The organism is Zobellia barbeyronii, assembly GCF_018603515.1.
Lineage (GTDB): Bacteria > Bacteroidota > Bacteroidia > Flavobacteriales > Flavobacteriaceae > Zobellia > Zobellia barbeyronii.
Map to the genome: position 1 here is coordinate 752,487 of NZ_JACATN010000003.1, position 21,627 is coordinate 774,113.

General features: G+C 36.4%; 20 protein-coding genes. 14 read left to right on the plus strand and 6 right to left on the minus strand.

What is annotated here, in order from left to right; genetic code table 11:
• The first annotated feature begins 18 nt into the window (after positions 1-18).
• The 6 genes from HW347_RS11700 to HW347_RS11725 all read left to right on the plus strand — a co-directional run bounded on the left by HW347_RS11700 (position 19) and on the right by HW347_RS11725 (position 6,006).
• Positions 19-1,038 carry an adenosine deaminase gene (locus HW347_RS11700; RefSeq protein WP_214612014.1) on the plus strand — a complete coding sequence of 340 codons (1,020 nt, stop codon included), beginning with the start codon at positions 19-21 and terminating at the stop codon, positions 1,036-1,038.
• A gap of 99 nt (positions 1,039-1,137) precedes the next feature.
• Positions 1,138-1,818 carry a ribulose-phosphate 3-epimerase gene (rpe, locus tag HW347_RS11705; RefSeq protein ID WP_214612015.1) on the plus strand — a complete coding sequence of 227 codons (681 nt, stop codon included), beginning with the start codon at positions 1,138-1,140 and terminating at the stop codon, positions 1,816-1,818.
• Positions 1,797-2,777, plus strand: a complete 981-nt coding sequence (locus HW347_RS11710) for a YpdA family putative bacillithiol disulfide reductase (protein ID WP_214612016.1) — start codon at positions 1,797-1,799, stop codon at positions 2,775-2,777. Before rpe ends, HW347_RS11710 begins: the two co-directional genes overlap by 22 nt.
• Before the next feature lie 101 nt (positions 2,778-2,878).
• The gene (locus tag HW347_RS11715) at positions 2,879-3,373 is read left to right on the plus strand and encodes a hypothetical protein (RefSeq protein WP_214612017.1); all 495 of its coding nucleotides are present in this window, start codon (positions 2,879-2,881) and stop codon (positions 3,371-3,373) included.
• A 79-nt stretch (positions 3,374-3,452) separates the two neighbouring features.
• On the plus strand, positions 3,453-5,372 hold the full coding sequence (locus tag HW347_RS11720; protein ID WP_225901906.1) for a tetratricopeptide repeat-containing sensor histidine kinase: 1,920 nt from the start codon (positions 3,453-3,455) through the stop codon (positions 5,370-5,372).
• The gene (locus HW347_RS11725; RefSeq protein WP_214612018.1) at positions 5,362-6,006 is read left to right on the plus strand and encodes a response regulator; all 645 of its coding nucleotides are present in this window, start codon (positions 5,362-5,364) and stop codon (positions 6,004-6,006) included. Before HW347_RS11720 ends, HW347_RS11725 begins: the two co-directional genes overlap by 11 nt.
• On the opposite strand, the gene HW347_RS11730 is transcribed toward HW347_RS11725, so the two are convergent.
• The 6 genes from HW347_RS11730 to HW347_RS11755 form a co-directional block, all read right to left on the minus strand.
• Complete coding sequence (locus HW347_RS11730) at positions 6,007-6,516, minus strand: hypothetical protein (RefSeq protein ID WP_214612019.1); 510 nt, start codon at positions 6,514-6,516, stop codon at positions 6,007-6,009.
• A gap of 25 nt (positions 6,517-6,541) precedes the next feature.
• A complete protein-coding gene (locus HW347_RS11735) occupies positions 6,542-8,923 on the minus strand; it encodes an outer membrane beta-barrel family protein (RefSeq protein ID WP_214612020.1) in 2,382 nt (793 codons plus the stop codon).
• 134 nt (positions 8,924-9,057) lie between these two features.
• Positions 9,058-11,055: a heavy metal translocating P-type ATPase gene (locus HW347_RS11740; protein ID WP_394370282.1), complete on the minus strand. Its 1,998-nt coding sequence runs from the start codon at positions 11,053-11,055 to the stop codon at positions 9,058-9,060.
• Between the two features lie 146 nt (positions 11,056-11,201).
• The gene (locus HW347_RS11745; RefSeq protein ID WP_214612022.1) at positions 11,202-11,390 is read right to left on the minus strand and encodes a hypothetical protein; all 189 of its coding nucleotides are present in this window, start codon (positions 11,388-11,390) and stop codon (positions 11,202-11,204) included.
• Entirely contained in the window at positions 11,381-11,548 is a 168-nt protein-coding gene (locus tag HW347_RS11750) for a hypothetical protein (RefSeq protein WP_155597636.1), read from the minus strand. Before HW347_RS11750 ends, HW347_RS11745 begins: the two co-directional genes overlap by 10 nt.
• Positions 11,549-11,674: 126 nt before the next feature.
• Complete coding sequence (locus HW347_RS11755; protein WP_214612023.1) at positions 11,675-11,983, minus strand: DUF6660 family protein; 309 nt, start codon at positions 11,981-11,983, stop codon at positions 11,675-11,677.
• 161 nt (positions 11,984-12,144) lie between these two features.
• Between HW347_RS11755 and HW347_RS11760 the strand changes: the two genes are divergently transcribed.
• The 8 genes from HW347_RS11760 to HW347_RS11795 all read left to right on the plus strand — a co-directional run bounded on the left by HW347_RS11760 (position 12,145) and on the right by HW347_RS11795 (position 21,578).
• Positions 12,145-12,807, plus strand: coding sequence for a hypothetical protein (locus HW347_RS11760; protein ID WP_214612024.1), 663 nt, complete (start codon positions 12,145-12,147; stop codon positions 12,805-12,807).
• A 127-nt stretch (positions 12,808-12,934) separates the two neighbouring features.
• Positions 12,935-13,747, plus strand: a complete 813-nt coding sequence (locus tag HW347_RS11765) for a carboxypeptidase-like regulatory domain-containing protein (protein ID WP_214612025.1) — start codon at positions 12,935-12,937, stop codon at positions 13,745-13,747.
• 711 nt (positions 13,748-14,458) lie between these two features.
• Entirely contained in the window at positions 14,459-16,729 is a 2,271-nt protein-coding gene (gene katG, locus HW347_RS11770) for a catalase/peroxidase HPI (RefSeq protein ID WP_214612026.1), read from the plus strand.
• A 223-nt stretch (positions 16,730-16,952) separates the two neighbouring features.
• Positions 16,953-17,999 carry a YHYH protein gene (locus HW347_RS11775; RefSeq protein WP_225901907.1) on the plus strand — a complete coding sequence of 349 codons (1,047 nt, stop codon included), beginning with the start codon at positions 16,953-16,955 and terminating at the stop codon, positions 17,997-17,999.
• Positions 18,000-18,039: 40 nt separating this feature from the next.
• The gene (locus HW347_RS11780; protein ID WP_214612027.1) at positions 18,040-18,621 is read left to right on the plus strand and encodes a hypothetical protein; all 582 of its coding nucleotides are present in this window, start codon (positions 18,040-18,042) and stop codon (positions 18,619-18,621) included.
• A 235-nt stretch (positions 18,622-18,856) separates the two neighbouring features.
• Positions 18,857-20,188 carry a cytochrome ubiquinol oxidase subunit I gene (locus tag HW347_RS11785; protein ID WP_155597642.1) on the plus strand — a complete coding sequence of 444 codons (1,332 nt, stop codon included), beginning with the start codon at positions 18,857-18,859 and terminating at the stop codon, positions 20,186-20,188.
• A gap of 3 nt (positions 20,189-20,191) precedes the next feature.
• A complete protein-coding gene (gene cydB / locus HW347_RS11790) occupies positions 20,192-21,265 on the plus strand; it encodes a cytochrome d ubiquinol oxidase subunit II (protein WP_155597643.1) in 1,074 nt (357 codons plus the stop codon).
• Positions 21,266-21,278: 13 nt separating this feature from the next.
• Positions 21,279-21,578, plus strand: a complete 300-nt coding sequence (locus HW347_RS11795) for a hypothetical protein (RefSeq protein ID WP_155597644.1) — start codon at positions 21,279-21,281, stop codon at positions 21,576-21,578.
• Positions 21,579-21,627 lie beyond the last annotated feature (49 nt).

A 21,627-nucleotide genomic window follows, 5' to 3' on the forward strand; every position in this document is an offset into this window, starting at 1 on the left:
ACAAAATGCAATCGCTTTATGAAAGACACTTCAATCCAAGCCTTTATTCAGGATTTACCCAAAACCGAGCTCCATTTACATATTGAAGGTACTTTTGAGCCTGAGCTCATGTTTAAGATTGCGAAACGAAACAACCTTACCATCCCATATGCAGATGTTGACGAACTAAAAAGAGCCTACAGTTTCAATAACCTTCAAGAGTTTCTAGATATTTACTATGCTGGAGCTTCCGTTCTAATTAAAGAAGAAGATTTTTACGACCTCACTTGGGCCTATTTGACAAAGGTTCATGAGCAAAATGTAAAACATGTAGAGATATTCTTTGACCCTCAGACCCATACTGATCGCGATGTTCCTTTTGAATTTGTGATGAATGGAATTTACAGAGCGTTAGAAGATGGAGAAAAGCAACTAGGCATCAGTTTTAAACTCATTATGAGTTTTTTAAGACATTTAGACGAAGCATCAGCCTTTAAAACATTAGAACAAGCCTTGCCTTATAAAGACAAGATTGTGGCCGTAGGGCTTGATTCTTCTGAACTAGGGAATCCTCCATCAAAATTCAAGAAGGTATTCCAGAAAGCCTTAGAAGAAGGTTTTCTGACCGTTGCCCATGCAGGCGAAGAAGGTCCTTCAGAATATATTTGGGAAGCTCTAGATTTACTCAAGGTTACACGAATAGATCATGGTAACCGTTGTTTAGATGATTCTAAGTTGATAAAGCGGTTAGCAGAAGAACAGATGCCTCTTACCCTGTGCCCTTTATCCAATCTTGAGCTTAAGGTAATTAAAGATTTAAAAGAATACCCTTTGCTTAAAATGATGGAGCACAATTTACTGGTTACCATCAACTCTGATGACCCTGCCTATTTTGGAGGTTATATGAATGAAAATTTTTGGGGTATAACCAAAGCCTTGAACCTTTCTAAAACACAGATAGCAGAATTGGCTAAAAACGGATTTAAAGCGAGTTGTTTATCTGACGAGAAAAAAGAAGCCTATTTAAACGAAATTGAATTGCTTCTTGAGAACAACTAATACTTGAATCTGGTCAGCGGTCCTCTTTACAATGTTATAGGGTATCCCGTAAAAACACAATTCACTACTTTTGTATAAATTCTATTTAACAGATATAAAATGAGCAAAACAAAAATTGCACCTTCTCTTCTGGCAGCCGACTTTGGCAACTTGCAGCGCGATATAGAAATGGTAAACAAAAGTGATGCAGATTGGCACCATATTGATATAATGGACGGTGTTTTTGTTCCAAATATATCGTACGGAATGCCAGTTCTAAAGACTATTGCCGAGCATGCTACAAAGCCTTTAGATGTGCATTTAATGATTGTAGATCCAGACCGTTATATCAAAACTTTTGCAGAGCTGGGTGCTACACATCTAACCGTTCATTACGAAACTTGTCCTCATTTACATAGAACTATTCAGGCAATAAAGGCCGAAGGCATGAAAGCTGGTGTGGCTTTGAACCCTCACACTAATGTGAACTTGCTTAAAAATATCATCAAGGATCTGGATATTGTACTTATCATGAGTGTAAATCCTGGTTTTGGTGGTCAAAGTTTTATAGAGAACACTTACGATAAAGTATACGATCTTAAGCAACTTATAAAAGATTCCGATTCCTCTGCTTTAATAGAGGTTGATGGCGGGGTAAACGCTAAAAATGCTAAAGCTCTTATAAAGGCAGGTGCCGATATTCTTGTGGCAGGTAGCTTTATTTTCAAGAGCGAAGACCCAACAAAAACCATTCAGGAACTTAAAAAATCCACAGACAAATGGAGCATTTTCGAGTTGTAATTATAGGAGGTGGACCCATAGGAATAGCATGTGGACTTGAAGCTCAGAAAAAGGGCCTGAGCTACGTGATCCTTGAAAAAGGACCTATCGTAAACTCATTGTTCAACTATCCGCAGAACATGCAATTTTTCTCTTCTTCGGAAAAACTGGAAATAGATGAAATTCCTTTTATAAGTACAGAAGCAAAACCTAAACGAAACGAAGCTTTAGAATATTACCGAAGAATCGTTACTTCTAACAAGCTCAACATCCGGCTTTTTGAAAAAGTAAAGAAAGTTGAAAAGGTTGAGAATGGGTTTTCAATCGTTTCTGAAAAAAACAACTATACAGCAGATAAGGTAATTGTATCTACTGGGTTTTATGATTTACCTAATAAACTAAATATCCCAGGAGAAGACTTACCTAAAATTGCCCATTACTACAACGACCCACATTTTTATGCTAATCAAAAACTAGCGGTAGTTGGTGCTAGTAATTCTGCCATTGATGCCGCTCTTGAGTGTTATCGTAAAGGCGCGGAAGTTACTTTAATCATAAGAGGTCATGAAGTAGGGCCACGTGTTAAGTATTGGGTAAGGCCTGATATTATAAACCGTATTGAAGAAGGGAGTATTAAGGTATATTATAATTCAAAATTGAAAGAAGTACGCCAAAGCGGAATTATAATTGATACGCCCGAAGGCACTGTCTCTTTAGAAAATGACTTTGTTCTAGCTTTAACCGGTTATATGCCCAATTTTGAATTCTTAACGAATATGGGTGTAAAACTATCAGATGATGAAAAAAAATTACCCCAATACAATCCTGAAACTATGGAAACTAATGTAGCGGGTATTTACTTGGCAGGCGTTATCTGTGGCGGAATGGAAACCCATAAGTGGTTCATAGAAAACTCCAGAATACACGCTAAAATAATCATCTCTTCTATTCTTGAAGAAAAAGAAATCAGCAAAGTTTAAAATTCACATACCCCCTTTTTCAGGGGGTATCTTTTCACTGTTCTAGGTATATTTTACAGTAGTACAAAACATGACATTTGTATCAACAAAGAACCTGAACAATGAAATATATTTATCCAAAACTACTTCTTGTCTGCCTGGCTCTCGCCATTTATTCTAACAACAAACCGGGAAGAGACAAAAACCTATCCCATTCAGAAGAAACTAACCGATATTCGCTATTGGTGCAAAGAGGTGCCTTTCATTTTGATTCATTTAAAATTACCAAGAATAAAATCTCGCACATACCAGGCATATCTTCTAATTTTGAAACCGCTACTTATAATAAAAACAGTCAGTCATTTTTAGACAGTTTACAGACTTTAGGGTTTTTCAAGAAAATAGAAGCCAATGGTTTTTGGAACCTAGATACGCATTACGGCACAGAAACATCATGTACCAGCCAACTTATAGTGACGCTGACCACTAATGGAAAATCAAAAACCGTAATTTGCGATGATTACCAAACGGATTGCCCCAAGCTTATAAAATATATAGAGAAAAAAGTTGTTGAATTGGAAGGAAACGATTTAAAACGAATCTACTTACCCGGATAAAACCATACCACTGAAAACAAAACACAAATTTTATATCACTCGTATTCTGGGCTCATTCAAGCTTTTTAGCTTAGCAATTTTGCTATGCTTTTCTAATCTTCATGCCCAAGAAGCTAGCAAGGATTCGGCAAATGAAGACCGTCCACAGCGGATTACATTTTCTACGATTCCAAATACAAGGGAAGACTCCTTAACACCATACTACGAAGCATTAAAAAATGCGGATTTTGGAAGTCAACGGTTTTCAGTTTTTGAACAATTGGTAGAAGAACACATCAAAAAGGGAAATACCGATTCCATTTTACATTATGGCAACCTTTATGTAAAAGAACTGGGTAACTGGGAAAAACCGGATGTCTCAAAAAATCTACATTATGCCAAAGCCCATTACTTTTTGGGTATAGGAAATCATTTTAATGGCCTTTTAGATAAATCTATAGAATGGCATATTAAAGGTTTGCAAGAGGCAGAAGCTGCAAATTCAAACGAATATCAATTCAAGAATAAAATAGGTCTTGCCCATAACTACATTTTAAAATCAGAGGCAGATAAAGCCATTGCTATGCTCACCAAAGCCATAGCTGATTTTGGCGCTGAGTTTCCTGACCAAACCATACAAGCTCGTATTTTATTGGGCAACGCCCAACTAAGTAAACAAGCATACGTACTCGCCAAAAAAGAATTTGATGAAGGGTTACGCATGGCTACAGACTTCAAAAATTTAGAAAAAGAACTGACTGTAAAATTAGAAATCGCCAAACTTGCGGAAGCACAAGCGGACTATGAGAAAGCATTTCAAGGTTATGAATCTGTTAGAAATGAAGCGCTTTCAAACGGTTTTATCGCCATTTATTTTGAAGGGTCCCTACTATTAGGCAGGTTATATTATAAGGAAGAAATGTATGAAACGGCCAATATAGCCCTAAGTGTTGCCTACATTAACGCTATAAACCGTGAAAATTTGCAGTTTCAAAGAGAGGCTTTAATTGTACAAGCCAGAAGTTTTTCCAAACTAGAAGATTATAAAAATGCATATGCTATATTGACCCAACTGTTTGGTGTAAACAATCAAATCAATAATAAACAACAGCGGGAGATTATAAAAGAGCTTGAGATACAATATGAAACCCTCCAGAAAGAGAAAGCAATTTCCACCCTAGAGGAAGACCAAATAGTAAAAGTTGCTGAACTTGAAAGACAAAAGACCATCAAAAACGCTTTTCTCATTGGCTTCTTAATTATACTGATTCCTGTAATTGCACTACTCTACGTCTATTATCAAAAAATACAGACGCAAAGTGAACTGACAAAAAAGCAAGAAGAAATAAACACACAAAAAGTTACTGCGCTAAAACAGAAACAAGAATTAAACCTCATTAAAGCCTCTGTTGAAGGCCAAGATGAAGAACGGAAAAGAATTGCCCAAGAATTACATGATAGCATTGGCGGAAACTTGGCAGGAATAAAACTGCAGGTATCTACTATGACCAGTGATTCTAACAAATGGAAAGAAATTAATAGTCAGTTAGATGAAACTTACCAACTGGTAAGAGATATATCTCACACGCTTATTCCAAAGAAATTTAAGCAACATGCTTTTTCAGATTTAATTCGGGAATACATAAAATCGATTTCAAGCAGCGGAAAAATAAAAATTGGTTTTTATCCGCATCCGGAGGTAGATATAAATGCGTTGGATGAAAAAGTCCAAATGGAGCTTTTTAAGGTGATTCAAGAGTTGATGACCAATACACTTAAACATGCGGAGGCAAATAACGTAGACATACATCTTAGCTTGCTTAATAAAGAACTATCACTCCTTTTTGAAGACAACGGACAAGGATTTGATATTTCTAAAATAAAAGAAGGCATTGGTTTTGAAAATATCCGTAGTAGAATCAACCAATTAAATGGTTTGCTTCATATTGATTCATCAAAAAATAGGGGTACCGTGATTTCCATAGAAATCCCCATAAAAACAACATCCCATGAAATATAACCTCATCATTGCAGATGACCATAAAATGTTCATAGACGGCCTATTGAGCATCTTGAGTGACGCACCTGAATTTTCGGTAACCACTACGGCCAAAAATGGAGCGCAAGTCATCAAATACTTAGAAATTAATGGGACCGGTGACCTTCACCTATTGATTACCGACCTCAGCATGCCCGAAATGGACGGTATTGAGCTAAACCGTATTGTAAAAGAAAAGTATACGACCCTTAAAACCTTGGTCGTGAGTATGCATATAGATGGCGGTATGATCGAGAAGCTCATTCAAAACAATGTGGATGGTTACGTACCCAAAAATGCCGAAAAAGATGAACTTCTTACAGCTATGCGGACTATAGTTAAAGGTGAAAAATATTTCTCACAGGAAATAAAACGCGCCTATACCGATGCTATGTTCGAGAACAAAAAGGAAGAAGAGGTGCACCTTACAGACCGCGAAAAACAAGTACTAAAGCTTATTGCAGATGAATACACTACGCAAGAAATTGCAGATGAACTCTTTCTAAGTAAGCACACTATAGAAAGTTACCGCAAAAATCTCATCTCAAAATTACAAGTGAAAAATTTAGCCGGACTCACCAAGCATGCCATTAAAATTGGACTTCTAGACTCTTAACTAAACAAAGAGCAAAATAAGCGTAAGTACGAGGCCGCCTAAGGCAAAATAAAGACCTTTCTTAAATATAGGAGCACTAGGCCTGAACATCCAAAATGCAGATATTACAAAGAACAATAGTGACGCTCCAAAGAAAATATTTAGAAAAAATAAAGGCTGACTAGAAGTAGCCTTATGTATTTTGGTCATTTTACCTATAACAAAAGGCAGCTTTTTCTCGGTATATGATGCAACCCCAGTTTTGCTATTATAAGAACCACCTTCAAAATGAATAATGCCTCCCTCTTCTTTTTCTACCTTAAAATGTTTGATTTTAAGTGCCTTTCCTACATCTTCTGCTTTTATGTTGGGTTTTAATGTTTTCTCTGCCGCAACTTCACTCTTAAGAAAATCGGTATCTCTAAAAATTAGAATAATACCGCTTATTGCATACATAGCCATTATACCAGCTAAGAAAAATCCTAGATATCTGTGGTAGGTACGCATTTTTGCTTCAGTCTTTCTCCCCATTACTTTTATTATTTATTGGTTGGTTTTATCTTCTTCTTCCAGAATATTCCATAGCCTCGCCTTTACCGAAACCATAACTGAAGCCAAAAGTAATAAACCTACCACGTTGTCTTCGGGAATAAGTTGAAAAAGTTTCTTGTGTTGTTTCCGTTTCGTTTACTCGTGAAGCAAATACATCTCTTACACTAAAGTTTACGACTCCTTTACCTTTCAATATTTTCTTGCGGGCCCCCATATCCAAAAAGAGGTTATCGCTTGTGTTTCCTTGAACCGTCTCATAACTACTTTGGTAATTTCCTGTAGCTTCAAAATCAATATCTGCAGGTAGTTTAAGTTTGGTCATTAACTTCATAGACCACCTATCGGCATTAAAATCAAATACTTGAGTATCTAAGCTTCCCTTTCTATCAAACTTATTATAGTTCATATCTGTAGTTACGGTAAACCACTTGGCAGGACTATACTTCCCGTTGAACTCAACACCTGTAGCTTTATTGGTACCAATGTTCTCAGGTTTACTTATGGTAACTTCATCCTCATAGCTAAATATAGATTCAATAACATCTGTGGTGTAGCGGTGATACACACTAAAATTAAGCGATGCTTTTCCTAAAACATAAATACTTGTAATCTCATAAGAATCTGTATACTCTGGTTGTAATTCTGGATTACCTTGACGGATATTAAAGTTATTTCTAATATTAAAAAAAGGATTCAAATCCCACAAATCTGGCCTATACACTCTGCGTGAGTATCCCGCTTGCATAGAAACCTTATCACTGAATTTATAGGACGTATGCGCACTAGGAAAAAGGTTGGTATATTTCTGTTCATTCTTCTGGTTGGTATTTTGCAACAGCGTATTGAGGTTTGTTTGTTCCATACGGACCCCTGCTTTCATACCCCATTTTCCAATTTCATATGCACCTGTACCATAAACAGCAAAAACCTTTTGATCATATTCAAACACATTGGTCAAATCAGGGTTTGAAACATAAACCCCATTTTCTAAATCGTCAACCTCATAATCATTGCTAACATCGTTCAAAATATATTGACCACCTGCTTCCATTGTCCATTCTTCATTAAATGGCCGTGTATAATCTAGTTTAAAAGTATATTCCGCTTCCTGAAATTCGGTTCGAGTACGTTGTGTGGCATCGTTGTCCTCTCCGGATATGGTTACATCTTCAAAATCTGAGGATTGGTCTTTTCCGAAAAAATTACCCAAAGCACTGAACAAAAGATCATGGTCTTCGTGATCCTTAAAATCGCTTTTATATTGAAGCTCGTATTGGTATTTTGGATTAGTAGCCTCTGTCGTTTCAGTCCGCTCCCATTCTGAAACCAACTGATTATCCGCATCTAGAGATTTGTATTTTGTATTGGAGGGTTGGTCTTCAATTTCATAAGCGAAATTCCCCGAAAGAGTCAATACATTATTTTGATTAATGTAATAATCCGTTCCTAAAATAATATTGTAAAACTCCTCATTTCTAAACTCCTCACCTATTGAAGCAATTGAAGTTCCATCGGTAAGATTTCGGTTAATGTTCTCCGTGTCATTTGGCAGTTCCCTATACCCTGCTCCTAACTGACTAAAAAGATTGAATCTTTCCGTACGACGATTTAAACTTAACCCAAAACTATGATTATCCGGTGAGCCTGTATTCAAACTAATAGAACCGTTAAAGCCTTCCCGCTCTTCTTTTTTTATGACAATGTTGATTATTCCCGAAGTACCCTCAGCGTCATACTTAGCCGAAGGATTGGTAATAACCTCCACCCTTTCAATCATATCAGAAGTAATAGTTCCCAAAGCATTCCCGCCATCTCCAGTAAGAATAGAAGGTTTTCCATTAATTAGAACCTGTACACCTTGGCTTCCGCGTAAACTTATTTGCCCTTCTATATTTACATTCACAGAAGGCACATTGTTTAAAACCTCTAAAGCACTTGCTCCAGTGCTACTAATATCCTTACCAACGTTGAACACCCGTTTATCTAACTTGAATTGTGTTCTTGATACTTCCCCTTCAACCACAACTTCCGAAAGCTGTTGGGCATCTTGATTCAGTTTCACCTGCCCCATATCGATAACTCCGTTTGCGGGCACGAGATCATCGAATCTTTTTTTCTCAAAGCCGATAAAACTAATTTCAATAAAGTAGTTCTGAGCGTCTGTTTTTAGGCTGAATGAACCATCATCTAAAGTAGTGGTACCGGTGATTCCTTTTTGTGTGGTTTTGTCTCCTACTAAAACTGTTGCGAAAGCAACTGGCTGCCCACCGGATTGTTCAATTACTGTTCCTACAATTTCAATCTCACCATTCTGGGCAAGGTTTATATTCGTAACGAGCAACGCCAAAAACAGCGTAAAAGAAGTGGTGGTAAATTTTAAATGCATGGTGTGAGTTGTTTGGATTATAAAAATGCATAAAAAAAGCATCCAACGAAACTTAAAAACCGCTATTTAACAATTTTAACAATGTTGAGTCAGCCTGATAAATACGCTGAATCAGAATAATTTAGGTTATACGTTTAATCCCATTTCATGTTCTGTAAACGCACGGCGTTCAAAATAGCTAAAAGCGCTACGCCTACATCTGCAAAAACGGCTTCCCACATGGTAGCCATTCCCACAGCTCCAAGAATCATAACCAAAGCTTTGACCCCAAAGGCAAGAGCTATATTCTGCCAGACTATTTTTCTAGTAGACTTCCCTATTTGTATGGCCTGCGCAACTTTTTCAGGTTGATCGGTCTGTATGATAACATCCGCTGTCTCAATGGCCACGTCGCTTCCTAAACCGCCCATAGCAATACCAACATCGCTAGCCGCCAATACCGGGGCATCATTTATACCATCACCAATAAAGGCTACTTTTGCCCCAGAGATATCCTTTAATTTTTCCACCTCATTAAGTTTATCCTCAGGTAGAAGTCCACCCTTGGCCCAATCTACATGAAGTTCTTTAGCCACCTTCTGTGTAATGGCATCCTTATCTCCGGACAACATCACAATTTTAGACACCCCAGTTTTCCGTATCTTCTCAATAGCGGCCTCAGCACCATCCTTAAGTTCATCAGAAATAACAACGTAACCCAAAAACTTTCTATCAACAGCTATCATTACTATACTTTCTACAACAGCCTCCGTTTCTTTAGGAACCGTTATTCCATTAGCAACCATTAGCGCTTTATTTCCTACCAAAACGGATTTACCCGCTACAATACCTACCAACCCCTTTCCTGCAATTTCAAAAACATCTTTGGCCTTACTACTTGCCCCCTCTTCCTTATACTCCAGAATGGCCTTTGCTATGGGATGGGTAGATTGTGCTTCAATGGCCATGAGGTAGTCCATAAAATCCTTCTCGCTTAAAGACTCGCCAGATTCTTCACTATCAGCATGTAAAACAATTTCCTTTATTTTAAACACACCCTTGGTTACAGTACCTGTTTTATCCATTGCCAAGGTGTTGATCTTGGTAATGGTATCTAGAAAGGAAGCGCCTTTAAACAGAATACCATTTCGGGAAGCTGCACCTAGGCCTCCAAAATACCCCAAGGGAATTGAAATAACCAAAGCACACGGACAAGAAATAACCAAGAAAATTAACGCGCGGTAAAGCCAATCCCTAAAAATATATTCCTCAACAAAAAAGTAAGGTAACAAGGTTAGTCCAATAGCCAGGAACACCACAATTGGTGTATAAATTCTAGCAAACTTACGAATGAACAATTCTGTTTTTGACTTGCGGGCCGTGGCGTTCTGTACCATATCCAAAATACGGGCAATGGAGCTGTCTTTAAATTCTTTGGTAACCTCCACTTCAATAACCCCATCTAGATTAATACTCCCGGCAAATACTTTCTCACCTTGAGCAATAGTAGACGGTTTACTTTCCCCGGAAATAGCCGCTGTATTTAAACTGGCTTTCTCCGATAATAATTTTCCGTCAAGCGGAACTTTCTCACCCAAACGAACTTGAATACGTTCACCAATTTTTACAGCTTCAGGAGCTACAGAAAACATATCTCCGTTACGAAGCACCGTAGCCGATTTAGGCCTTACATCCAATAACGCCTTTATATTTCCTTTGGCCTTTGTCACGGCAGAATGCTGAAACAATTCTCCCACCGCATAAAATAACATTACGGCCACACCTTCTGGATATTCCCCTATAGCGAATGCACCAATAGTGGCAATGGACATTAATAGAAATTCAGTAAAAAAATCTCCGTTCACAATGCTCTTCCAGCCCTGTTTCATTACCGGAAACCCCACAGGTACATAGGCAATACTGTACCAAACCACACGCACCCAGTCCGTAAAAAAGAGCACATTAAAAATATCTAGAGCGATACCTCCCAGTAACAGTACAAAGCTAATAATAGCCGGAAGGTACGGACTAAGAACCTTACTGGATTTTTCACTTTCATGATTGCCACAACAACTCCCACAATCGTCATCCGAAACTTCACCAGAATGTTGGTGATTATCTATATCCCGAAGATTGACCTTCTTCTTTTTTATCATTTCTCTAAAATTGTAAGTTCTTAAATAACATCTTGCAAACGTGTTGCTAGAGCCACCCGTAATAAAATTTATTCCAAATAAAGCAAAGACCTCGTACGCGAAAATTATTAAGCGAAACAAGTTGCCCTAGCAGTATAATTGGTCTAATGACTATGTTCCGCTTCTCCCTTTTTCATTTCCGTCATTAAAAAGTAGCCGTTTATGAAAGCAAACTTAGATTGAGAGTCAATTTCCATCAAAAAATTTACAGCGACCCACTCATTATCTTCAGTACCTAAAGTTACTTCATACGGAACAAAACTAAATGCGTCTCCTTCTTTTTCTACACCCACTGCTCTACTATGTAATTGTTGTAATGAGGCACCACACTTTTTACCCTTTTAAGAGATACCTGGGTCATGCTCCAAATACCTGTACCAACTAGTGCAAGCGTGAGCAGACCAACAATAAATTTGTTATTGATGGAAAAATCAATGATTCTATTAATCATATGGAATGTTATAATTCAGTTAAAAAATGCGTTTCCTGCCTAGAAGCAAAAACGACAGAAACTAGGGTAATGAAATCTAAAACGAATTCATTACATAGGGATATAAGTATCCCCTAAAAAACTGAATTATACCCTGGGAGGTTGTAAAAGGTCTAGAAAAACGTCTTTGCCCGAACTCTCAAAGTGAGCTAATTCTTCTTGTGAAATTAACGGTTGAAAAGGCTCAAACGTAACCATATTAAAATTAACAGTATGCGTATGACAGCAGTGACACATGCAAAACGGAGAACACATATCATTAGATGCATGCCCGTGATTCACACCATTATCTGCAGTTACCATAACCTGATTATCAGTCACAATATCTACATCACTACAAGGCACCACATTGAGTGCCAAAAAGTAAACGGATAATATGAGAGTCAATAATTTCACGCTGCAAAGGTATAAAGATTTTGATTGGGCAATACATTTATTGGATATAAAGCAAGAAGCCATATCTAATATAGCCTAAAGACGACTTGTAATACTTTAGCTACTTTTTGTATATTTAGTTATTCACCTTATACATAAGTTGTGCTTAATTATCAAAATCAATGATTGAACAATTTATTCAGAGAACAAATACAAAAGAATTTTATCAAAATGGTCGGTTATATTTGACTGGATTAAAAGGTCAGATTGGAAAATTCAAAACAATGGAATTTAATTTTGTCGTTGAAGAACAAGACAATTCAGGTAAAATAAATAACGTTGAATACTGGAGATTGACTACTCACGAAACAGTAGATTTTAACGGAATATATGCTGACTTGTACCTTCCATATATTAAACTTAAAATTTTGACTGACCACCCACTTCTTTGGACTTACAACAAAGCTGAATTAGAATGTGAATTAATAAATTTTCCAGAAAATCCCAGTGAATTTATTGGAGATTTATTTTTTGAATGTAAAAAAGTTACTGGAAATTGGATTCCCCTTCACAAGAACTTTTGGGATTTGAATGACTATTATAAAAAAAACGGAAAGCGAAATTTATCGATACCAAAACCTTTGAAAGAACCAATCGAAAAAATTTGTAAAAAACATGGAATAGAATTTAAAGTTAAGAATGAAACCGACGGTTATGATAAAGGCTATGCCCATAGACCAAATACTAAACTTCTAATTTTCGGGAATGAAGATATAAGCCCAAATAACTTTAGTTTGGGACAACCATATATTATTGCGGACGAATTTATAGCAAGTCGAGAATAAAACATATGGCTACAACAAATTGGGCCGAAAATTCTACATCTAGAAGCTGGAACTTATTTAATGAGATCGCTGCATCTTTTCTATTTGTAATAAAAAAAATATTTTGTTTTAATTCTAAAATATAACATTGCAACAACATTTAAGACTATTACTACTTCTGTCAACTGTATTGATTTCTTATAATGGAATGAGTCAGAAAAACACAACCTTATTAAATGGGATAGTCAAAAGTGCTGAAAATGATGTTTCTAATGTGTTAATTGTCAACTTAAATTCTAAGGAATCTACGATTACAGACTCTTCAGGACTATTCACTATTGAGGTTAGATTACGGGATTCACTCCGTATTATGGCAGTTCAATATCTTAAAAAGGAAATTGTTATTACAGATAGCATTTTCAATGAAAATTTTGTTGCCATAAACCTTATTGAGAATATTATTAATTTAAATGAAGTTACCGTTACTCCTTATAATCTTACAGGTAGAATAGACCAAGATCTTGACCGACTAAATATTAAACCAGCCGTTACTTCATCTTCTTTAAAATTACCAAATGCGGATTTGGAACTAATGACCCATAGTGAGCGACTACTTATAGAGGCCGATCGCGGAAAGTATGTCTCTTATTATGTTATAGCCCTAAAAATAAATTTACATAAAACATTAAATAGATTTTCTGGCAGAACCAAATCATTAGAAGACATGGTAGCCCGAGATGAAAAAATGGCGATAGAAAAGCAAATCATAACTAAGTTTTCAAAGAAGACACTATCAGAAAATTTCGATATTCCTGAAACAAACATTGATGGATTTCTTACGTTTTGCCTATCTCAAGAAGATTTTTCTGAATTATCAAACACATGGAACACAACAGAGGTTCGGGATTATCTAAAGGCGAAAAGCATTGAATTCAAAAGAACCGATTTGATTACAGAATAATTGCTACTTGGAGAATTTGAATAAAAGATAAAAATACTTAACCCAAAACTTAACAAATGGAAAATATTTGGATAATAGCAGTAAGCCTTTTGTTCATAGTCATTTTTATTTTTTGAAAGGTTACCTGCGGTTATTTCAAAAAAGAATATGCTAAAAAGCTACGGAAAAAATGGGGAACGAAACTTTTTATTGGCAAGGTGTCATATACACAAGTACCGGCAGTACATTTCTAATACTGCATTTCTTTAAATAGACAAATCTTTTGACTTTTTAGAAATAGAGTAACCACTGGCAACGAAGGCTCAACAGGCCAAAGGAAAACATCAAATCTGGCGTGTAATATCCTAATGTTATTTCAGCTACTATCAAAGTGTAGGTTAGGTATTAGGGGAGCTTTGAATCAAAAACGTAATTAGAACGTAACCTTTAAGAAAAAAGGATTTCAAACAAAGTGAAGAGTTCCACTTATCTTATAAAATCTTTCAAACCTTTAGAATCCTGTTTTAAAGTGCTGACTATAGGAAACCTGATTTTTTTCCGTTAATTTTAAAGTAACTCAATTATTGATATACAAAATTTATGGAATTTTACATTTCCATAAATTATATTTATATCCGAATAAAATATGAAAATAACTTTATTGAATTTACCGGAGGCAACTAGGGTAAATTTGATAAGTATAAAACTATAAAATTCTTAAACCCCTTAGATATGGAAAATGATAAACATTTAAACTCATCTGACGATGAAAGTAAATGCCCACACCACCAAGAGCAATCTTCACCTATTTCAGAAGAAAATAAAGAAAACGCGCACAGCCATGGTTCATCATTAGGCAAATGTCCTGTAATGCATGGAGGAAATACAGTAACCAAATCATCTGTTATGGAGTGGTGGCCAAATGCCCTAAATCTTGATATTTTACATCAAAATGATACTAAAACTAATCCGTTAGGACAAGAGTTTAACTATCACGAAGAACTTAAAAAATTAGATACTGAGGCGCTTAAGAAAGATATGCATGCTTTAATGACGGATAGCCAGGATTGGTGGCCTGCAGATTGGGGTCATTACGGGGGGTTATTTATACGTTTATCTTGGCACTCTGCTGGAACATACCGTGTTTCTGATGGTCGTGGTGGCGGTGGCTCCGGTAGTCAGCGTTTTGCTCCATTAAATTCATGGCCAGATAATGTTAGCCTAGATAAAGCAAGACGTTTGTTATGGCCAATCAAGAAAAAATACGGTAATAAAGTAAGCTGGGCAGATTTAATTGTTTTGGCAGGTACTATTGCTTATGAAGATATGGGCTTAAAAACCTTTGGTTTTGGTTTTGGTCGCGAAGATATTTGGCATCCTGAAACGGATACCTATTGGGGAAATGAAAAAGAATGGTTAGCACCAAGTGATGAACGTTACGATAATGTAGACAAGCCTTCTACTATGGAAAATCCATTAGCTGCCGTGCAAATGGGTCTAATCTATGTAAATCCAGAAGGTGTTAATGGAAAACAAAACCCTTTAAAAACAGCTGCTCACATACGTGAAACTTTTGAACGTATGGCCATGAACGACGAAGAAACTGTGGCTTTAACTGCCGGTGGACATACGGTTGGTAAAACTCACGGTAATGGTGATGCTAGTATTTTAGGACCAGAACCTGAAGGTGCTGATGTAGAAGAACAAGGACTAGGTTGGCATAACCCTACAAAATCAGGAAAAGGCCGTTATGCGGTAACGAGTGGTCTTGAAGGCGCATGGACAACACACCCTACCAAATGGGACGGTGGTTTTTTTGAGATGTTATTCAATCATGAATGGGAACCTCGCCAAAGCCCTGCTGGCGCTTGGCAATGGGAACCAGTGACTATTAAGGACGAAGACAGACCAGTAGATGTTGAAGACCCTAGCATCCGTCACAATCCTATGATGACCGACGCTGATATGGCTATGAAGGTTGATCCAATTTATAAGGACATCTCTTTAAAGTTCATGAAAGACCAAGAGTACTTCTCTGAAACTTTTGCTCGTGCCTGGTTTAAATTAACGCATAGAGATATGGGGCCAAAAGCAAGATACTTTGGTTCTGATGTTCCACAAGAAGATTTAATCTGGCAAGATCCTATTCCGGTTGGAAAGAGTGATTATGATGTATCGGCTGTGAAGAACAAAATAGCAGCTTCTGGTTTATCTATTTCAGAAATGGTATCTACTGCTTGGGATAGCGCACGTACTTTTCGTGGATCGGATATGCGTGGTGGAGCCAATGGTGCTCGTATTCGTCTAGCTCCTCAAAAAGATTGGGAAGGAAATGAGCCAAAACGTTTAGCACATGTGCTTTCTATTCTTGAACCTATTGCCGCTGAATTTGGTATTAGCATTGCTGATACAATTGTCTTAGCTGGTAATCTTGGTATAGAGCAATCTATAAAAGCCACAGGTTTTGATATTGCTGTTCCATTTGCACCTGGTCGTGGCGATGCTACAGATGAGATGACAGATGCAGAATCTTTTGAACCTTTAGAACCATTAGCTGACGGCTATCGCAACTGGAGCAAAAAAGAATATGTAGTAAGTCCAGAAGAATTAATGCTGGACAGAACGCAACTAATGGGCTTAACTGCACCAGAGATGACCGTACTTGTTGGTGGTATGCGTGTGTTAGGAACAAATCATGACAACACAAAACATGGTGTTTTTACTGATAAAGTTGGTGCATTAACCAATGATTTCTTTGTGAACCTAACTGATATGGGTAATACTTGGAAACCTACTGAAAAAGGACTTTACGAGATTCGTGACCGTAAAACGGGTATCGTAAAATGGACTGCAACACGTATGGATTTAGTGTTTGGTTCTAATTCTATTTTACGTTCGTATTCCGAAGTTTATGCTCAAGATGATAACAAAGAGAAGTTTGCAAGTGATTTTGTAAAAGCTTGGACTAAAATGATGAATGCCGATAGGTTTGATTTAAACTAAATCAAAAATCTACAGTTCGTTATATAAATTGTAAGCGGTTTCGGTTCTTTACCGAAGCCGCTTTTTTTTGTGGACATTCTCAGAATAGAAATTAATTGATTCAAGATGATTAAACCATTCAATTACGTACTTTTATAAAGATGTGTTATTTTGAGGTTTTACTTTTGAGAGTAAAATTAAATCCAACAAGAATATTTCATCAGCAATAGAACAACCAGCCATTATGATAAAAATTCAATTTAAACACCTCGCTTTAAGCTTAGTATTAACTACAGCTTTTATAGGGTGTAAAGATAATAAATCTAACGTAACAGCGGATAAAGTGACTATATCTGTTAAGAGCGATAACTTTCTTTCTGGTGGATTAGCTGAACCTATTATAATTGAGAGCCGAACTCTATCTGATGGTTCCACTGCAGATTGTTACAAAATAGTAGTTACCTCAACCCCAACAGATCACGAAATGGGACCTTGGTGCCCCAGTAATATTTCGGACGATGCATCAGCCGGTGGTATTTGGTTAGATGGAGGAAAGGTTCATGATGTAGATGGTGATTTCGTGAAAAATCTGGCCACCTTTTATGAAGATGATACTTGGATGTTATATGACAAGGAAACCGGTGAAATCACAAAAACTAAAACAAAACAAGAGTGTCAAGAAGCTGCAAACCCAAATGTAGGGGTGGAATATCAAAATTATTGCGTTGAATGTCTGCCTTCCTATGTAACAGATATACAGCAAACATATTATATTCCTGTTACCCCTAAAAAGGCGGTCACCCCATACAAATTTTCAAGCCATCCAGGTGGCGGACCTCCTCCAGGAGATGACGGAGATAAAAGACCAGAAGGCCCACCAGAAGGACATGGAGGTCCGGAAGGAAATTCAACCTTACCATCTGATAGAGGCTTGGCGTTTAATGGCGTAGTTTTTAATGCTCCTGCACCTGTAGATAATATTTTAGCTGCATATACTATAGCACCATTTGATGATGCTGGCGGGCATGTAAATTTAAACGCAGGCTATCACTACCATGCAGCTACAGGGGTTTCTAAAAAAATAGAACAAACAGATAATCATTCTGCCATGATCGGTTATGCCTTTGACGGATATGGAATCTTTGAAAATGCAGATGCAGACGGAAAAGAATACACAGATTTAGATGAGTCAAGAGGTCACTATGACGAAACAAGAGGTTATCATTACCACGTAGACAAAGCAGGAAATAACAACTTTATAGACGGTTTACGAGGTGAATATGCCCTATAGAAAATCTATACTGCAACTATTCATTTTTTGTTTAATGTTAGTGAGCAAAGTAGTATTTGCTCATAACCCCGATTTATCTAACATTATCATCTCTAAAACTGATAGTGGGCAAATAATTTTACAAATCAACAGCTCATTAACCGCTTTTCAACAAGAGGTTATCTATATAAATGGAGAAGGTTCTTACCAATCGCCTGAAGATTTTCAAAACCTTGTTCTCAATCATTTCAATGCTACTTTTTCCATTATTGTAAATAAACGAGACACCCTGCAATTTAGAAACCCACAGGTTTTCTTAGGTCATGAAACTAAATTAGTTGCCGAAATTATTGGACTACCAGAAACGTTAACCACTATCCACTTAAAAAATGAATTATTCAAAGACGTTCATAACAACCAATCTGTAGTAATATTTTTATTAGATGATTTTCCTAAGGAAAAATATACGTTAAACAAGACCAATACCCATTCAATAGGAATAGAACTAAAAGACGGAAAGTGGAAAGAATTGAAAACAGAAAATACGGATTCTTATTTTAAGTACTTAGAATACGCAGCTATTCCCGCTATAGTCCTTTTGTTATTTTTTGTAATTAGAAAAAGAAAGAATATCAGTACATAGAAGCTAGTCCTTTTCATATTCCCTCATTTGCAAAAACTAAGGTTACCACAACTTTGAAGGTAAGTATAGCGCAATCTTATCTTCATGTTGAAATTAAAAGACCTCTAATTTACAGCACGCCCATACATTACTCTCAATTACAAAACCTCTTCCTAAATTTTATAACTAAATGTGTAATCAATGTTACCCTCATACTTAGCTATATAGATTATTTTTGCTGACATAATTTCATCTTATGGAAGACATGATTTTTTATGATAGACTGCAGTTCGCATTCACTATCACATTCCACTATATATTTCCTCAATTAACAATGGGATTGTCATTATTGATTGTCTATTTTAAATGGAGATATCTCAGAAATAAAATTGAAAAATATAACGATGCCGCAAAATTTTTTATGAAAATTTTCGCCATCAATTTTACAATGGGCGTTGTTACCGGGATTCCAATGGAATTTCAATTTGGCACCAATTGGGCAAAGTTTTCTGAGCTAACAGGTGGTATAATTGGTCAAACCTTGGCTATGGAAGGCATGTTCTCTTTCTTCCTAGAATCTTCATTCTTGGCACTATTTATTTTTGGTGAAAAGTTAATGGGTCAAAAACTACACCTCTTAACTGGCTTTTTAGTGTTCTTAGGATCTTGGGCAAGCGGTTGGTTTATTTTAGCCACCAATGCTTGGATGCAACACCCGGTAGGATATGAAATTTTGGATAATGGTAAATTTGTATTAGAAAACTTCTCTGCACTTTTTGGGAACCCTTGGCTCCTACCCGCTTTTTTACATAATCAATTAGCATCTGTTGTAACCTCTTCCTTTGTTGTAGCAAGTATAGGTGCCTTCTATATTTTAAGAGAAAAACAAACTGAATACGGAAAACTGTTTCTAAAAACCGGAGTTATTTTTGGTTTGGTTTCTAGTGTTTTGGTAGCTTTCCCAACAGGTGATTGGAATGCTAAAAATGTTGCTCAGTATCAACCCGCTGCTTTTGCCGCCATGGAAGGTATTTTTGAAACAGAACACGCAGGAGCGGAAATTGTACTTATTGGTCAGCCCAATATGGTCGAAAAAAAACTAGATAACAAGATTGCCGTTCCCAACATACTAAGCTTTTTAACCTACCAAGAATGGCACAAGCAAATTCCTGGAATGGATAAATTCAAAAAGGAAGAGTTGCCAGATAATATTCCCGCACTGTATTATTCTTACCATATCATGGTTGGTCTAGGTACCGTTTTTATGGGTATTATGGCTTTGGCCGTTTTCTTTTTGTGGCGTAAAAAATTATACCAAGCAAAAGCATTACTTTGGACAATCATGTTTCTAGTACCGTTTCCTTACATAGCTAATCTTACCGGTTGGTATGTAGCAGAATTAGGAAGACAACCATATTTGGTATACGGCTTATTAAGAACAGTAGATGGTATTTCCCCCACAGTTTCATCTGGTAACACCTTGTTTACTTTACTAGGTTTTGTTGCACTATATATGCTGCTAGGCTTGTTATTCTTAGTCTTAGTTGGCAAAACTATAAACCAAGGTCCAAAACCTCAAACACATTAAATTATGGAAACATTTTGGTTCATCATAATAGCTATTGTTTTAGCTGTATTTTTTATTTTAGATGGTTATGATTTTGGTGCAGGAATCATTCATTTATTTTTAGCAAAAACTGAAAACGACAAAGAACTGATTGCAAAATCTGCAGGCTTGTTTTGGGACTCGAACGAGGTTTGGTTAGTGGCAGCCGGAGGCATGCTTTTCATGGCTTTTCCAACCTTTTACGCATCCGTTTTTAGTGGTTTCTATTTACCATTGATTATTGTTTTATGGTTAATTATTTTTAGAGCCATTGGCTTGGAATTCAGAGGTCAATTCCACTTTCAAATGTGGAAAGATATTTGGGACAAGTCTTTTGGTGTTTCTAGTTTATTATTAGCCCTATTTTTTGGGATTGCCTTGGGCAACATCGTAAGAGGTGTAAATCTAGGTGGTGTTGAAAATGGCGTATCTATTTATGAAGGGCATTATTTTTTCCTTCCCCTATGGGATAGTAGTTTTAGTCCGCTAAGCGAAACACCTGGAATTATAGATTGGTTTACAATTATTATAGGTTTAATATCTGTGGTTACTTTGGCTATTCATGGTGCTAATTGGATTATTCTAAAAACCAATTCATCTATAAACGGCAATCTTAAAAATGTCATTTTTAAGATGAATATAGCGCTTGCTGCCCTAACCTTATTTTCATTAGCGGTATGGAAAACTGTAAGTCCTAACTCCTTAGATAACTTTGCTCATAAGCCCTATTTGCTCATCTTCCCTATTATTTACTTAACAGGGTTAGTCGGTTTGTTTTTTATTAAAAAATTGAAAAAAGATATCCATGGTTTTGTATTATCCAGCTTATTAATATTAGGCGGAATTACTTCTTCCTTAGCATCATTGTTCCCTGTGATATTGCCTTCTGTGAATTCCATAAACGGACCTTTAACGATTTACAATACTGCTTCTTCCGAGTATGGTTTATCTGTAGCATTAAATTGGGGTATTATTGGCTTTATCCTTCTTTTTGTTTACATGATTATACAAAAAAGATTAATGGGCGGGAAAGTAGATAAGATGGATTACGGTCACTAAAAAGTGAATTGATATGACAGATACTTTAATTTCTCTAATAAGTATTTTCATTGGCATAGTTGGCGCTAATATTACAGCTTCCATTTTCAAAAAATACTCCTTTGGTATTATAGGGAATACCATTGCCGGTGTATTTGGTAGTATCCTTTTAATTAAATTATTTGGCAGGTTAGGTTTCACCCCTCAATTGATAATGCAATCGGGTATTTTTCATCTTAGCTTATTTATTATAAATTCTATTGTTTCATTTTTAGGAGGGAGCCTTGCTGTAATCTTAATAACTAAACTGAAGAATAAAATGAATAAATCCTAGGAGTAATCCCAACACAAACTATTTACTTCAAAAAACACACATACAACCA

Bases quoted from the DNA above. Each gene is read 5' to 3' on its own strand.
- HW347_RS11735 (WP_214612020.1), bottom strand. From the start codon at position 8,923: ATGCATTTAAAATTTACCACCACTTCTTTTACGCTGTTTTTGGCGTTG.
- HW347_RS11775 (WP_225901907.1), top strand. From the start codon at position 16,953: ATGATAAAAATTCAATTTAAACACCTCGCTTTAAGCTTAGTATTAACT.
- HW347_RS11785 (WP_155597642.1), top strand. From the start codon at position 18,857: ATGGAAGACATGATTTTTTATGATAGACTGCAGTTCGCATTCACTATC.
- HW347_RS11700 (WP_214612014.1), top strand. From the start codon at position 19: ATGAAAGACACTTCAATCCAAGCCTTTATTCAGGATTTACCCAAAACC.
- HW347_RS11760 (WP_214612024.1), top strand. From the start codon at position 12,145: ATGATTGAACAATTTATTCAGAGAACAAATACAAAAGAATTTTATCAA.
- katG (WP_214612026.1), top strand. From the start codon at position 14,459: ATGGAAAATGATAAACATTTAAACTCATCTGACGATGAAAGTAAATGC.
- HW347_RS11710 (WP_214612016.1), top strand. From the start codon at position 1,797: ATGGAGCATTTTCGAGTTGTAATTATAGGAGGTGGACCCATAGGAATA.
- HW347_RS11730 (WP_214612019.1), bottom strand. From the start codon at position 6,516: ATGGGGAGAAAGACTGAAGCAAAAATGCGTACCTACCACAGATATCTA.
- HW347_RS11750 (WP_155597636.1), bottom strand. From the start codon at position 11,548: ATGATTAATAGAATCATTGATTTTTCCATCAATAACAAATTTATTGTT.
- HW347_RS11725 (WP_214612018.1), top strand. From the start codon at position 5,362: ATGAAATATAACCTCATCATTGCAGATGACCATAAAATGTTCATAGAC.
- HW347_RS11715 (WP_214612017.1), top strand. From the start codon at position 2,879: ATGAAATATATTTATCCAAAACTACTTCTTGTCTGCCTGGCTCTCGCC.
- HW347_RS11795 (WP_155597644.1), top strand. From the start codon at position 21,279: ATGACAGATACTTTAATTTCTCTAATAAGTATTTTCATTGGCATAGTT.
- rpe (WP_214612015.1), top strand. From the start codon at position 1,138: ATGAGCAAAACAAAAATTGCACCTTCTCTTCTGGCAGCCGACTTTGGC.
- cydB (WP_155597643.1), top strand. From the start codon at position 20,192: ATGGAAACATTTTGGTTCATCATAATAGCTATTGTTTTAGCTGTATTT.